We start from the raw sequence: 14305 nt of genomic DNA on the forward strand, positions 1-14305 counted from the left end.
TGGGTTGGTTAGTGGGTTTGGTCGCACAAACACAATAACTCTTCCTTACTGCTCTCTTGCGTTTACAGCTCGGTCATCCCGGTAATCCGCGATGAACCAAAAAAAAGCCCGCTCAGGGAGCGGGCTGAAGTCTATTTCCTTGGAGGAGAATAGAGGAGACAGGTGCAAGTATGCTGCGGCGCGGTATATCTGTCTACTTTATTGTAGTAATACTAGATATAACCAACCGAAATATCACTTGTCGTTTACGTAAGGCAGCACCCGGGTGGCCAGGCGGGTATCAGTGCGCAGCACGCTTACCTCGTCGGCCAGGATGTGCACTGCCTCGTTCAGCAGTACGTCCTTGGCATTCTTGGCTGCCTTTTCGGCATCCAGTTCCGCAGACAGGGAGCGTTCGTCCGCCTGCAGGCCATCGTCGGTGCGGATCGCGCCACGAACCTGGTTGGCCTGGCGCTGGGCGGCGCGCGGGTTGGCAGGTTTGGCGGCAATCGCCTTGTTCAGCGCATCTTTCGGGTCCGGCACCAGGATAGGATCATCCGGCGATGGGCCTGCAGCCAGGCGCTGCTCGCGCAGCTTGGCGCGCGCCTCTTGCTGGTCGCGCTCCTTGCGGCGCACCGTTTCATTCAGCGACACCACGTTGTCCGCGCGCTGCTTTTTGACATAGTTGATGTCGTCCAGCAGGTACTGGTAGTCCTTGTCCTTGGCAACGCGTGCCTCATGCTTTTTGTCCAGCATCGGCACGATTTCCTTCAACTCGCCGGCCGGAATGTACACCGCAGGCTTGATCTGGGTGTATGGCAGCGCGTTGTCGTAGCTCGATTCGCCGAAGTTTTCGGCATCGCTGGTGGAGGCAAGCTTGATGTCTGGTGTCACGCCGCGCAACTGGGTAGTACCGCCGTTGATGCGGAAGAACTGGGCAACCGTCATCTTCAGTTCGCCGAAGCGCGACTTGTCGCTCTGGCCGAAGCGGTCCAGGTTGACCAGGGTTTGCACGGTGCCCTTGCCGAAACTGGGCTCACCGATCACCAGGCCGCGGCCGTAATCCTGGATTGCCGCCGCGAAGATCTCGGAAGCCGATGCCGAACCGCGGTTGATCAGTACACCCACCGGGCCATCCCACGACAGGCCAGGCACATTGTCCGCTTCCACTTCCACGCGGCCTTCGGCATTACGCTGCTGCACCACAGGACCGCGATCGATGAACAGGCCGGTCAGCTCGACTGCCTCGGTCAGCGAACCGCCGCCGTTGTTGCGCAGGTCGATCAGGACGTTGTCGACCTTCTCTTTCTTCAGTTCGCCCAGCAGGCGGGATACGTCGCGCGTGGCGCTCTTGTAATCCTTGTCGCCCTTGCGGCGCGCGTCCCAGTCCTGGTAGAAGGTCGGCAGCGAGATCACGCCGATGCGGCGTTTCACAGCGCCGTCCTTGACTTCCAGGATCGAGCGCTTGGCCGACTGCTCTTCCATGCTGATTTTCTTGCGTACCAGCGACAGCACGAACGGCTTGCCGTCCGGGCCCGCATCGGCGCCCAGCACCTGCAGCTTGACGGTGGAATCTTTCGGGCCGCGGATCAATTGCACCACGTCGTCGATACGCCAGCCCAGCACGTCGGTGTACTTGTCGGAATCGCCCTGTGCCACGCCGACAATGCGGTCGCCCGCTTTCAGCTTGTTGGACAGGCCGGCCGGGCTGCCAGGCACCACTTCGCGAATCACGGTGTATTCGTCGCGGTTCTGCAGCACGGCGCCGATGCCTTCCAGCGACAGGCGCATGGCGATGTCGAAGTTCTCGGAAGCGCGCGGGCCAAGGTAGTTGGTGTGCGGCTCGATCGACATGGCGTAGGCGTTCATGAAGATCTGGAACACGTCCTCGCTATTCAGCTTGCGCGAACGGGTAACGTAGTTTTCGTAGCGCTTGTCCAGCGTTTCGCGGATCGACTTGTCGTCCTTGCCCGCCAGTTTCAGGCGCAACCAGTCATTTTTCACGCGCTTGCGCCACAAGTCTTTCACTTCGGCTTCGGTCTTCGGCCAGTCGGCCTTTTCGCGGTCGAACTGGTAGCTCTCATCCTGCGTAAAGTCGAACCTGGTTTTCAACAGCTCGCGGGCATAGGCCATGCGGTCGGAAAAGCGCTGCTGGTACAGGTTGTAAATGGCGAATGGCGTTTGCAGGTTTTCGCTGGTGATCGCGTCATCCAGGCGGGATTTTTCCTTGTTGAAGGAATCGATATCAGCCTGGGTAAAGAACAGCTTTTCGCCGTCGAGCGATTTGAAGTAGCGGTCGAAGATCTTTTCCGACATCGCGTCGTCCAGCGGCATAGCCTTGTAATGGTAGCGCGACAGCACGCGGGAGGCCCACAAGGCGGCCTGGGTCTGCTGTGCTGCAGGCTTGACGGTTACGTCTGTCGCCTTGTCTGCCTGGGCTGCGCTTGCATAAGCGGTGATCAGTGCCAGGGACATGGTGGCCAACAGGGTGTGCTTCTTCATCGGCTTGCTCCGAACGTAGGTGTTTCTAAAAGAATAGTGCTAATCCCATTCTACAGGATAGGACACTCTCGAGGAGAGAGCGATAGTGGGCAGTGTGCTGCCCTTCACTTAAGCCAGTCTGAAGGCTGAGCTTCCTGGCAAGCTTTACGCTAAGTCATTGAATTTACTAAGAAACATTTTGTAACAAGCGAAATTTCCACTCGGCAACGAGATATCATATCGGCCCTTCCCCGAAAATAAACAAGCATCCATGTCCAATCCAACGCCCCCTGCGCGCAGCTGGAGCGTCGGCACCAAGATTGCCGCCTTCACCTTCGTCCTTGTCAGCGCACTGTTAGCGCTACTTATTACCTTCATCAGCTGGAGCAGCACCGCCATGCTGGAGCAGCGCGCGCGCGAGCATGTCGCCGCCGACCTGAATGGCGTGTCAAATATGCTGGACGTATTCAATGCTGCCATGGTGAACGATGCCGCCAGCTATGCCCGCCAGTTTGCGGCCTACGTGCCAGGCCCGTTCGAGCTCGATGGCGGCCAATTGACGGCCAACGGCAAGGCCGTCAACAACGACTTCAGCATCCCCGACAATTTCACCACGCAGACCGGCGCCATTGCGACCATCTTCGCCGCCGATGGCACTGATTTCGTCCGGGTCACCACTTCGGTCAAAAAGGAAAACGGTGAGCGCGCAGTAGGCACCAGGCTTGATCACGGCAATCCAAGCTACGCCCTGCTGCGCGAAGGGCGCTCCTACACCGGCCTGGCGCAGCTGTTCGGCAAGCCGTACATCACCCAGTACGACCCGGTCAAGGATGCCTCGGGCAAGGTCGTTGGCGTGCTGTTCATCGGTCTGGATATCAGCAAGAACATCGCAGCGTTGAAGGATAAGATCAAGGGTATCCGCATTGGCGAGACAGGCTATGTCTATGTATTGAGCGCCGCCGCCGGCAAGGACTACGGCACGCTGCTGGTGCATCCGTCCAAGGAGGGCGCATCGATGCTGGATACCAAGGACAGCGATGGCAAGGCCTTCATCCAGGACATGCTGGAGCAAAAGACGGGCGAAATCCGCTATATGTGGGCCGATGCCGAAAGCAAGGCCGCCCCTAAGGAAAAGCTGCTGGTCTACCGCTACTTCGGCGACTGGAAATGGATCGTCGCGGGCGGCACCTACGTCAGCGAGATCACCAGGGATGCCGTCACTGCCCGCAACCGTTACGCAGTATGCGGCATCGTCGCCCTGCTCGCCTTTGCCGCCAGCCTGTTGCTGCTGGTGCGCACCATTGTGAGCCGTCCGCTGGTGCAGGTGCAGGATGCCGCCGGCCGTATCGCCAGCGGCGACCTGACTGTGCGCCTGGACGTTACCACCGGCGATGAGATCGGCAAGGTGCTGGGTGCGATGAACGGCATCAGCGAGCGCCTGGCCAACGTGGTAGGCGGCGTGCGCGAAGGCGCCGACCAGATCGCCACCGCATCCTCGGAAATCGCGGCCGGCAACCAGGACCTGTCGGCTCGTACCGAGCAGCAGGCCTCCAGCCTCGAAGAAACTGCCGCCTCGATGGAAGAATTGACGTCCACCGTGCGCCAGAACGCCGACAACGCCCGCCAGGCCAATGCGCTGGCGCGTGAAGCATCGGATGTGGCCTCGCGCGGCGGTGCGCAGGTAGCGCAGGTGGTCGAGAAAATGGGCGCCATCAACGAAGCTTCGCGCAAGATTGAAGACATTATTTCGGTGATCGACAGCATCGCCTTCCAGACCAATATCCTGGCCCTGAATGCCGCAGTTGAAGCAGCGCGTGCCGGCGAACAGGGTCGCGGTTTCGCAGTCGTGGCATCCGAGGTGCGCAACCTGGCCCAGCGTAGTGCCGCTGCGGCGCAAGAGATCAAAGGCCTGATCGCCAATTCCACCGGCGAAGTCGAAGCCGGCGCCAAGCTGGTCGAACTGGCCGGTGCAACAATGGACGAAGTGGTCAACAGCGTGGGCCGCGTGACCGACATCATGGGTGAAATCAGCGCCGCCAGCGAGGAACAGCGCGCCGGCATCGACCAGGTCAACCAGGCCATCGGCCAGATGGACCAGGTGACGCAGCAGAATGCCGCCCTGGTCGAGGAAGCCGCCGCTGCGGCAGCGGCCATGCAGGATCAGGCCGAAGCGCTGGCGCGCGAAGTGCGCGCCTTCAAGCTGCCGGCCAAGGCCAGGAACGCAGCCAGGGGTACTTCGCCCAAGCGTACCAGCCTGCGCCAGCGATAAATGCCAAGGGCCATGATCGCATGGCCAATTTCCAGTCCGTCGCGGAAGGCCAGCAAGCCAGGAACTGCGGCGCGACCAGGAAGGCCAGTCCGGCGTCCAACGGCGTAAAGTGCCAGGCGCCGCGCGCACGCAGCGTGGCAACCCACCACGGGATCAGCAGCAGCAGGATTGGCGCCAGTGCGGTGGGCGCGGAGTTGTACCAGCGCGCGTTGGCGAGTTGCACCTCCCCCAGGCGATAGCCCCGGCCCGCGCGGCGCGGAATGATGGAAAGTGAAGTGGGCCGCGCGAACGTCGCCAGCCCGGCCAGGAAATGCGCCAGTTCATGGCACAGCGTTCCAGGAAGCCGCAGCAGCGTGAATACCACGTAGCGCCGCGACAGCACCCAGCTTGCCAGCGCCAGGCAGAGCGACGGCGTCAGGTAAAACAGTTTATCCAATTAACCCGTATAGAAGCAGCGGCCGCATGCCTGGCGGTAGGCCTCATTGCCGCCGATGCTGATTTGCTCGCCTTCACGGATACGCTCGCCCTTCTCGTCGACCCGGATATTCATCGTGGCTTTTTTGCCGCAGGGGCAGATATTCTTGATTTCCTCGATATCGTCGGCCAGTGCGAGCAGGTAGGCCGAACCCGGGAATGGCTCGCCGCGGAAGTCGCTGCGCAAGCCATAGCAGATCACCGGCACGCCTTTGGCCTGCGCCAGCTGGTGCAGCTGCTTGACCTGTTCCGGCAACAGGAATTGCGCCTCGTCGACCAGCACGCAAGCCACTTTCTGCATGTCCTGCAGGAAGTTCGTCCCGGACGAGAACAGCTCGACTTCGCGCTGCGGCCCGAGGCGGGAAGTCACCTTACCCACGCCGTAGCGGTCGTCGATGGCCGCGGTGAACAGGCGCACGATCAGGCCCTGCTCTTCGTAGTTGTGGGCGACCTGCAGCATGGAGGTCGATTTGCCTGCGTTCATCGCAGAATAGCGGAAGTAGAGTTTTGCCACGGTGGAAATTAATTTAAAAGTCGCTGCGGGATTATACGCGAGCCGCTATCCACCAAAAAAGGTATAAGCTAGCGCAAAGATATTCCTTCTTGGTTCAATCGGATCGCCACACAATGCGCGTTTTTCGCAAGGAGAGAAAATGCAGAATACCCGTCCTGCAGCTTTGTTCAGCCTGATCGGCAATACACCGCTTGCCGAAGTCACACGTCTTGACACCGGCCCATGCCGGCTGTTCCTCAAGCTCGAATCCCAGAACCCCGGCGGTTCCATCAAGGACCGCATCGGCCTGTCCATCATCGAAGCGGCCGAACGCGATGGCATGCTCAAGCCAGGCGGCACGATCGTGGAAGCCACGGCCGGCAATACCGGCCTGGGTCTGGCCCTGGTCGGCGCCATCAAAGGCTACAAGGTGCTGCTGGTGGTGCCGGACAAGATGGCCACCGAAAAGATCCTGCACCTGAAAGCGCTGGGTGCCGACGTGCGCATCACGCGCTCCGACGTGGGCAAGGGCCATCCCGAGTACTACCAGGACTACGCGGCCCGCCTGGCCAGCGAGACTCCCGGCGCCTTCTTCGCCGACCAGTTCAACAACCAGGCCAATCCGCTGGCCCACGAAACCACCACCGGCCCGGAAATCTGGGAGCAGATGGCGCGCGAAATCGACGCCATTGTGGTCGGCGTCGGCTCTTCCGGCACCCTGACCGGTCTTTCCCGCTACTTCCGCAAGGTCGCGCCGCACGTCAAGTTCATCCTGGCCGACCCCAAAGGTTCGATCCTGAAGGAATACGTGGATACCGGCAAAGTGTCCGACACCAGCGGTTCCTGGGCGGTGGAAGGCATCGGCGAAGACTTCATTCCCGCCATTGCGAACATGGATGCGATCTCGCAGGCCTACACCATCACCGACCAGGAAAGCTTCGACGGCGCGCGCGCCCTGCTGCGTGCCGAGGGCATCCTGGCCGGCTCCTCGACCGGTACCCTGCTGGCCGCGGCCCTGAAATACTGCCGCGAACAGACCAAGCCGCAGCGCGTGGTGACCTTTGTCTGCGACACCGGCACCCGCTACCTGTCCAAGGTCTACAACGATAGCTGGATGTTCGACCAGGGCCTGCTGCAGCGCCAGAAGCTGGGCGACCTGCGCGACCTGATCGGCCGCCGGTTCGAAAACGGCGACGTGGTCAGCGTGGCGCCGAGCGACACCCTGCTGATCGCCTTCAATCGCATGCGTTCGGCCGACCTGGCGCAGCTGCCGGTGATCGAGAACGGCAAACTGGCAGGCATCATCGACGAGTCGGACATCCTGCTCAAGGTCGAGAATGACGCCGCCCAGTTCAAGAGCGAAGTCGGCGCAACCATGACCAGCCGCGTCGAGACCCTGGCGCCGTCTGCCGGCACGCCTGCCCTCCGTGATACCCTGGACCGTGGCTTGACCGCCGTGATCGCCGAAGGCAGCAAGTTCTATGGACTGATCACCCGCTACGACTTACTCAACCACCTGCGCAGGACCTTATCTTGAGCGAAAAGAAAACCAAAGCCCACCTGGCCACGCGCGTCATCCACGCGGGCCAGCACCCCGATCCATCGACCGGCGCCATCATGCCGCCGATCTATGCCACTTCCACCTTCGTCCAGCAAAGCCCTGGCGTGCATAAGGGCCTCGATTACGGCCGCTCGCACAACCCGACGCGCTGGGCGCTGGAGCGCTGCGTGGCCGACCTGGAAGGCGGCGCGCAGGCGTTCGCCTTCGCGTCCGGCCTGGCGGCCATCTCGACCGTGCTGGAACTGCTGGACGCGGGTTCGCACATCGTGGCCGGCGACGACATGTACGGCGGCACCTTCCGCCTGTTCGAGCGCGTGCGCCGCCGCAGCGCGGGGCATGAATTCACCTACGCCGATCTGACCAACCCGGAGAACCTGCTGGCAGCCCTGCGCCCGGAAACCAGGATGGTGTGGGTCGAAACCCCGACCAACCCGATGCTGAAGCTGGCCGACCTGGCAGCAATCGCCCGCATCTGCCGCGAGCGCGGCATCCTGGCCGTGGCCGACAACACCTTCGCCAGCCCGATCGTGCAGCGCCCGCTGGAACTGGGCTTCGACATCGTGGTGCACTCGGCAACCAAGTACCTGAACGGGCATTCGGACATCATCGGCGGCATCGCTGTCGTTGGCGCAGAAGAACGCCAGTCGGCCTGGCGCGAGCAACTGGCCTTCCTGCAGAATTCCGTCGGCGCCATTGCGGGTCCGTTCGACGCCTTTCTCGCCCTGCGCGGCGTCAAGACGCTGGCGATCCGCATGGAGCGCCACTGCAAGAGCGCCCTGGAGCTGGCACGCTGGCTGGAACGCGAACCCAAGGTCAAGAAGGTGTTCTATCCGGGCCTGGAATCGCATCCCCAGCACACGCTGGCCAAGGCGCAGATGGATGGTTTCGGCGGCATCATCTCGATTGATCTCGACACCGACTTGGCGGGCGCGCGGCGCTTCCTCGAACGCTGCGAAGTGTTCGCGCTGGCGGAGAGCCTGGGCGGCGTGGAATCGCTGATCGAGCATCCGGCGCTGATGACCCACGCATCGATTCCGGCGGTGCAGCGAGCAACGCTGGGCATCGGCGATGGCCTGATCCGGCTCTCGGTCGGCATCGAAGACATCGAGGACTTGCGCCAAGACCTGCGTAACGCTCTTGACGCCATCTGACCGTCACTGCAGCAACTGCAAGCGCCCGATGCGGGTGCTTGATTTGTCCGGCCATTACCAGCGGCGGGTGGAGATCGACACCTGCCCGCACTGCTGCCTGGTGTGGTTCGACGGCACGGAGTCGCTGCGGCTGGCCGGCGCCGGCATCAGCGAATTCGTGCGCGAAATCCATGGGGCGATGCAGGCGGATGGCGATCACGCGCATGCGGTGTCGCTGGCAAGGGTGCAGTCCTGCCCCGTTTGCGGCTCCGCACTGAAGCCGGTCTCCAACATGACGCGCTTCGGGCGCACCAGCCACCTGGATTGCCCGCTTGGGCATGGCTATTACCAGACCTACATCCTGTACCTGGCCGAAAAGGGCTTCGTGCGCCCTTTGGCCTGGGCCGACATCCGTTCCCTGGCCGATGCCGGCAAGGAGCTGTTCTGCGCCGATTGCGGCTTCCCTTTGCCAGCCCGGCCGGCCGACGCCTGCCCTGCTTGTCATTCGGCGGTGGGCGTGATCGATCCGGCGCGCCTGGCGATCGCAACCCACGCGGCCGACGGTGTGACTGCCGTCAGGAACGTCGCAACGGACGTCCAGCAACACAAATGCCACGCTTGCGGTGGCGGCATCGACCTGGCGCACGATGTCCAGTGCCCGCACTGCCATGCCCCTGTGCTACGCCATGACGTCCCCGGCATGGCCGATGCCGCGGCAGCTACGCCGCGCCTCGTACCGACCGCCGATGAGCGCCATCAGGCGGCTGCGGCCCGTGCCCCGCTTTCGGCGGCGCAGCTAGCGCTGGTCCATTTCAGCGGAAAGCGTGCAGCGCACCCAGGAATCAACCGGGCTTTCCGGATTGCGGTCGGCTTCCTGGTGGTTGCAATTGCGTTCTGGATCATTGCCGGGAACCTGCAACCGCAACAGCCCAAAGGAATCATGGAACTAGCCCCGGCGATTTCATACAGCCCGCGTTTCAGGGAAGAGCGAATGGAATGCGACCTGCATTCCGCGGTACGCAGAGAAGTGAAAGTACGCCAGTTGATCGTGATGCCCGGGGCTCCCGCTCCCGGCCCGGCGATCGCAAGCTACGGCGCCATGCGCCTAGCCTACCAGCGCGCCATCGCCTTGCGCAACGACTGGAAAAACGGCATCGACTTTGGATTGCTGGAACATCAATTCAACAACCCGTTTGCGTCGCCAGGCAGCATGCCGCCCGGCTTCTTTCGCCGCGGCGAAGCCCTGGCTGCAGTCGAACGTGCTGCCTTCTGCCTGCCGGTCCGCGAAATCAGTCCGCCAATACTGGCGGAAGACGGATTTCACCTGATCGAGGTGATTGAAGCACGCTAAGCCCCCGGCAAGGTAAAATCAAGCGCTACGACAACCTGTGCTCCAATAGTTTGAGACCCTCTGAACGCCAATGCAGCAACTGTGGGCACCCGATGCGGGTGCTCGACTTGTCCGGCCACTACCAGCGGCGAATCCAGATCGACACCTGCTCGCATTGCTGCCTGGTGTGGTTCGATGAGACGGAATCGGTGCGCCTGGCTGGCCCGGGCATCGCTGAGTTCGTGCGCGAGATCCATGGCGCAATGCAGGCCGGCGGCGACCATGACCATGCAATCTCGCTGGCGCGCATGCAATCTTGCCCGGTTTGCCAATCGGCGCTCAAGACCGTATCCAATCGCACCCGCTTCGGACGTACCAGGCAGATGGAATGCCCGCAGGGGCACGGGTATTACCAGACCTATATCCTCTACCTTGCCGAAAAAGGCTACGTAAGGCCACTGGCATGGGCCGACATCCGCTCGCTGCTTGGCGCCGGCAAGAAGCTCTTTTGCGCCGACTGCGGCTATCCCCTGCCCGACCGGCCGATTGGAGAATGCCCAGCCTGCAAATCGGCTGTCGAAGTCATCGACCCTACCCGGCTGGCCATGGCGATCGACCGGCATGAAGCGCCCCCGTTACCGGCAGCGACCGCGCTCGACCAGCATAAATGCCACGCTTGCGGAGGCGCCGTCGACCAGTCGCGCGAGATTTATTGCTCGCATTGCCATGCGCCTGTGCTGCGCCACGATACCGCCGATGCCGCCACTGCCGCGGCAAACGCGTCGGAACTGGCGCAGTCCGCCGCACGGGCGCAACGCAAGCGCCAGGAGGCTGCCGCCAGCGCCGCCAATGCACTGGCCTCCCACCGCGCCATGAACACCTACATCGAGGGGCAGCGCGGCCAGTGGCGGAAGAACCTGTAATTCCGCATTGCCGTCGGTATCCTGCTTGCAGCCTTCGTCTTCATCACTTACATGCGGCACCGCTTCTTCTAATCTGCCGGGCGCCGCGCCGGGTCTGAGATATTGAACACGCGGCGCACCAGGCTTTCCAGTGCCACGAACACGCCTTCCACCCCGAAGCCCGCGATAAACGACAGCGCAGAGGTGCTGAGCGCCCAGTGTCCCAGAAGGCCGATCTCGCTGCCTGGCGTCTGCCCGGACGGATTGACGAACAGCGCGATGCAGGCGCCGATCGTGGCGCCCAGGGCCAGCTGCAGCAGGGCCAGCGTGTAATCGCGCGGCGACAGCAGGCTTTCACGCATCTTGGCCCATAAGCCGCGTACCACGGCGGCACCGGCGCCGAGGATGCCGTAGAACAGCGGCAAGACCGCCGTGCCGACGACCAGCGTCACTACGCGGGCCTGCTCCTCCGTGCCGCGTCTCATGTAACGCGCCTTCTCGGCTGGCGTTGCGCTTGCAGGCGCGGCCTCTTCTTCAGGCAATTGGCCAAACAATCCTGCCACCTTGGCGTAACAAGTGCGCCAAGGCACCAGCCAGTTGCGCAGGTTCATGCGCACAACGGCCAACTGCTCCGACAGCGCACGGCGCCGCGTGCAAAGCTGGTACTCCTCTGTGCTGCGAAAATGCGGCGCACCGGTCATGTCGACCTCAGTGCAAAACTGCACAGGCGGTGCTGTCGCATTGGTGGAGTGCTTGATCTCCGCTTCCTCGATGGATTTGAACAAGGTAAGCTGCTGCGCCTGCAACGTGTCCAGGTGCTGCAGCATCGCGCTGCCACCCGTGACGTGCCAGGACATCACGCAGGTCAGCACCAGGCCAAGCAGCAAGAGGACCACGATCCAGAAGATGCGCCGGTTAAAGCGCTCGGCCACCTTGACCAGGCCGGGGAAGGCGTAGCGGGCCAGCGTCAGGCGTGTCGGCTTTTCCCAGTGCGGCGCCAGTTCCGGCCCGGCCTGAGCGGCTTCATGGCGAAACATCATGCTGCGCATCCAGTTGCGCCAGTCGCGCCGGTTATCCTCGCCGACTACCAGCAAGGTGAATGCGATGGTCAGGCCCGTCGCCGGGCGTGCAGCTGCATTCAGCTTGTCCTTGGCGCACAGCACCTTGACTGCCTGCGCCACGCGCTGCTGGTCGCCTTCTGGCGGCGCCAGGCCGATCGCGCACAGTTCATCGATGTGCGGCTCTCCGTCGTCGTGGCTGTGGAAGTTGTAGAGGCTCTTGTCCCAGCGTCCGGAGATGTGGTCAAGCAGCAGGAAGACTTCATTCAGCTCACGCACGAAGATGAAGTCTTCGATTCGTTGGCAGGCGGCGCTGCCATTCTCGTCGGAACTGGAAGACATTGGCGCCTCCCCTTAACAGGTTGTCACTTCATTGTGCGCCTGCTAATGCGGGGAGGACTTTGCGCTACCTCAAACGTAACCTTATTCGCCCGGACGGTACTTGCGTTCCAGGTTCTTTTCGATATCTTCCTTGTAGAACAGTACGTCCTTGAACTCGCCGCGCGCATACATCTCGGCCTGGTCGTTGAAGTGCGGCGATCTCGGGTCGCCGCTTTCGCCGCCGGCGAGGATGCTCTTGGCCTTTACCTTCGGGCCGAATTCAACGGCCGCAACGAAGCTATTGCCGCGCTCGCCATACATGCGCTTGGTGCGCTGCTGCGACGTCATGCCATACGCGGCAAGCGCGCCGAAATTACCGGATACATAAGGTACCGGTATGCTTGGCTTGTTGTCGTCAAACGGCTGCACGATGTCGCCAGTCAGGCGCTGGAAACGGTTGATCTCGCCCCACGGCGTTTTCCAGCTGCCGAAGTCCGCCGCCAGCTTGTTCGAGGCGCGCACCAGCGCTTCCAGTCGCTGCTTCGGCGTAAGCTGGGTGGCCAGGTAGTCGAGGATCGGCATGCCCTTCTCTTTCGCCGCCGGTCCGTAATGCTTGACCTGGTCCTGCAGCCAATAGATCGCCACCGAGGTCGGCACCGACGCCAGCGAGTAGCGCATATCCCAGTCGCGCAGCAGCGTGACTTGTTCGATCACCGCAGCCTTCGACAGGTCGCTGGCCGGCGCCTCGTCATAGGCGCGCACCAGCAGCGGCAACAGCGGTTCGAACGCCGGCAGCTGGTTGTCGTAAGCGGCGGCGATCAGGCTGTCGATGGTGAAGTCCTTCTTCCCTTGCAGCACGCGCACCGCGTGGATGCCGCGCGCATTCTCAGGGTTGACCGACATGTAGGCCGGATAGTCCGCAGGGCGCGGGCTATACGCGCCAGCCGCCGAGAACGGCCAGTTGTTGGTGTTCTGGATCCAGCCGTTTTTCGGGTTGAACAGCTGGATGGTTTCGCGCACCTGGTGCAGGCCCTTCCAGTCTGTCGCCGGCTCAGCGCCGTTGACCGGCCTGGTGTAGTCGAAACGCGGGTCGCGTACCGGCATGAAATTGCCGTGGAAGTAGGCGATGTTGCCGTCTGCGTCCGCATACACGGTATTGTTCGACGAGTTGGTGCGCAACTCCATCGACTTGTAGAAGGCCCGGTAATTGCGGGCCTTGGTGCGGATGAAGGATTGCGTCAGCGCCTTCAGCGGCTCGTTCATCATCGCCACCGACACCCATTTGCCGTTCTGCTCGCGCACAACCGGGCCGCGATGCGTGAAGTACGCGGTAACGGTCTTTTCCGTCATGCTGCCGTCTGCCGCCCTGTACGGCAGGCGCACACTTTCGGAGCGGAATGGGCGCAGCTCTTTGCCGTACTGGTAGGAATACTTGCCGTTCTTTTCAACCACCGTTTCCAGGTATTCGTCGATCACGTCGCCACCGCCGGAAGTGTGCATCCAGCCGATCCGCTCATTGAAGCCCTGGTAGACGAAGAATTGGCCCCAGGTCACGGCACCATAGGCATTCAAGCCTTCCTGGCTATTCACGTGGATCTCGGGACGAAAATAGAACGAGGTGTGCGGGTTGATCATCAACAGCGCGTGACCGGACTTGCTCAAAGCCGGTGCGATGGCAAAGCCGTTCGAGCCGCGCGGTTCATTATCCAGGTCGCTGCCGACAGCAGCCAGCGCAGGCGCCGGCTGCTTGCTGTAGAACGCTTTCAACTGCTCGATATTCACCGTCTCGATGTCGCCGCCGATGCTACCTTCGCTGAAACTGAGCGCCATCCATGGTTCGAAGCGCGCCAACAGGCGCGGTTGCACATTCGGGTGGGTGTGCAGGTAGAAGTTCAGGCCATCGGCCCAAGCCACCATCAGCTTCTTCAGCCAATCCGGGCTGGCCTTGTACTGGGCCTTCAACTGCTCGGGCGAGATGAAGAGTTTCATGCGCAGGTCCTGGTACAAGGCCTTTTCGCCCTCCACCTCCGCCAGGCGGCCCATGGCGTTGATGAAATTCAGCTCGATACGCTTGAAATCATCCTCCGACTGCGCATACATCATGCCAAACACCGCGTCGGCGTCGCTCTTGCCGTAAATATGCGGAATGCCCCATTTGTCGCGCAAGATGGTGACGCGCTTGGCAATCGCTTGCAGGCGCAGCACTTCCGCAGGACTCAAAGCTCCTGCCGTCGTTGGGGCGGCGGGAGCGGCAAGCGCAGGAATGGCACAGAACGCGACAAGCGCGGCACTCAGCTTCAGCATGCT

The 14305-nt window shown here is 62.1% G+C and carries 10 protein-coding genes; 5 read left to right on the plus strand and 5 right to left on the minus strand.

Annotated features, from left to right (window positions below; all coding sequences use genetic code 11):
- Nucleotides 1-234 precede the first annotated feature (234 nt).
- A complete protein-coding gene (locus ASE26_RS16185) occupies nt 235-2481 on the minus strand; it encodes a carboxy terminal-processing peptidase (RefSeq protein ID WP_055926660.1) in 2247 nt (748 codons plus the stop codon).
- A gap of 250 nt (nt 2482-2731) precedes the next feature.
- On the opposite strand from ASE26_RS16185, the gene ASE26_RS16190 reads away from it, so the two are divergent.
- A complete protein-coding gene (locus ASE26_RS16190) occupies nt 2732-4729 on the plus strand; it encodes a methyl-accepting chemotaxis protein (protein ID WP_057246549.1) in 1998 nt (665 codons plus the stop codon).
- On the opposite strand, the gene ASE26_RS16195 is transcribed toward ASE26_RS16190, so the two are convergent.
- Together ASE26_RS16195 and ASE26_RS16200 are read right to left on the minus strand one after the other, a co-directional pair.
- Nucleotides 4656-5165, minus strand: a complete 510-nt coding sequence (locus tag ASE26_RS16195; protein WP_057246550.1) for a hypothetical protein — start codon at nt 5163-5165, stop codon at nt 4656-4658. The genes ASE26_RS16190 and ASE26_RS16195 overlap by 74 nt on opposite strands.
- Complete coding sequence (locus ASE26_RS16200) at nt 5166-5717, minus strand: thymidine kinase (protein WP_055926667.1); 552 nt, start codon at nt 5715-5717, stop codon at nt 5166-5168. It lies immediately after the preceding gene.
- Nucleotides 5718-5856: 139 nt separating this feature from the next.
- Here ASE26_RS16200 and ASE26_RS16205 point away from each other — a divergent pair, with 139 nt between their 5' ends.
- From ASE26_RS16205 to ASE26_RS16220, 4 genes are all read left to right on the plus strand, one after another.
- On the plus strand, nt 5857-7233 hold the full coding sequence (locus ASE26_RS16205; RefSeq protein WP_057246551.1) for a pyridoxal-phosphate dependent enzyme: 1377 nt from the start codon (nt 5857-5859) through the stop codon (nt 7231-7233).
- The gene (locus ASE26_RS16210) at nt 7230-8408 is read left to right on the plus strand and encodes a PLP-dependent aspartate aminotransferase family protein (RefSeq protein ID WP_057246552.1); all 1179 of its coding nucleotides are present in this window, start codon (nt 7230-7232) and stop codon (nt 8406-8408) included. Before ASE26_RS16205 ends, ASE26_RS16210 begins: the two co-directional genes overlap by 4 nt.
- 28 nt (nt 8409-8436) lie before the next feature.
- Nucleotides 8437-9738, plus strand: coding sequence for a hypothetical protein (locus tag ASE26_RS16215; RefSeq protein ID WP_057246553.1), 1302 nt, complete (start codon nt 8437-8439; stop codon nt 9736-9738).
- 92 nt (nt 9739-9830) lie between these two features.
- On the plus strand, nt 9831-10640 hold the full coding sequence (locus ASE26_RS16220; RefSeq protein ID WP_057246554.1) for a hypothetical protein: 810 nt from the start codon (nt 9831-9833) through the stop codon (nt 10638-10640).
- Between the two features lie 68 nt (nt 10641-10708).
- Here ASE26_RS16220 and ASE26_RS16225 read toward each other — a convergent pair whose 3' ends face one another.
- Together ASE26_RS16225 and ASE26_RS16230 are read right to left on the minus strand one after the other, a co-directional pair.
- On the minus strand, nt 10709-12019 hold the full coding sequence (locus tag ASE26_RS16225; protein ID WP_057246555.1) for a hypothetical protein: 1311 nt from the start codon (nt 12017-12019) through the stop codon (nt 10709-10711).
- A gap of 81 nt (nt 12020-12100) precedes the next feature.
- Nucleotides 12101-14302: an acylase gene (locus tag ASE26_RS16230; protein WP_057246556.1), complete on the minus strand. Its 2202-nt coding sequence runs from the start codon at nt 14300-14302 to the stop codon at nt 12101-12103.
- Between the last annotated feature and the right edge of the window lie 3 nt (nt 14303-14305).

This window comes from Duganella sp. Root198D2 (assembly GCF_001428585.1).
In the GTDB taxonomy this organism is placed as follows: Bacteria; Pseudomonadota; Gammaproteobacteria; order Burkholderiales; family Burkholderiaceae_D; genus Rugamonas.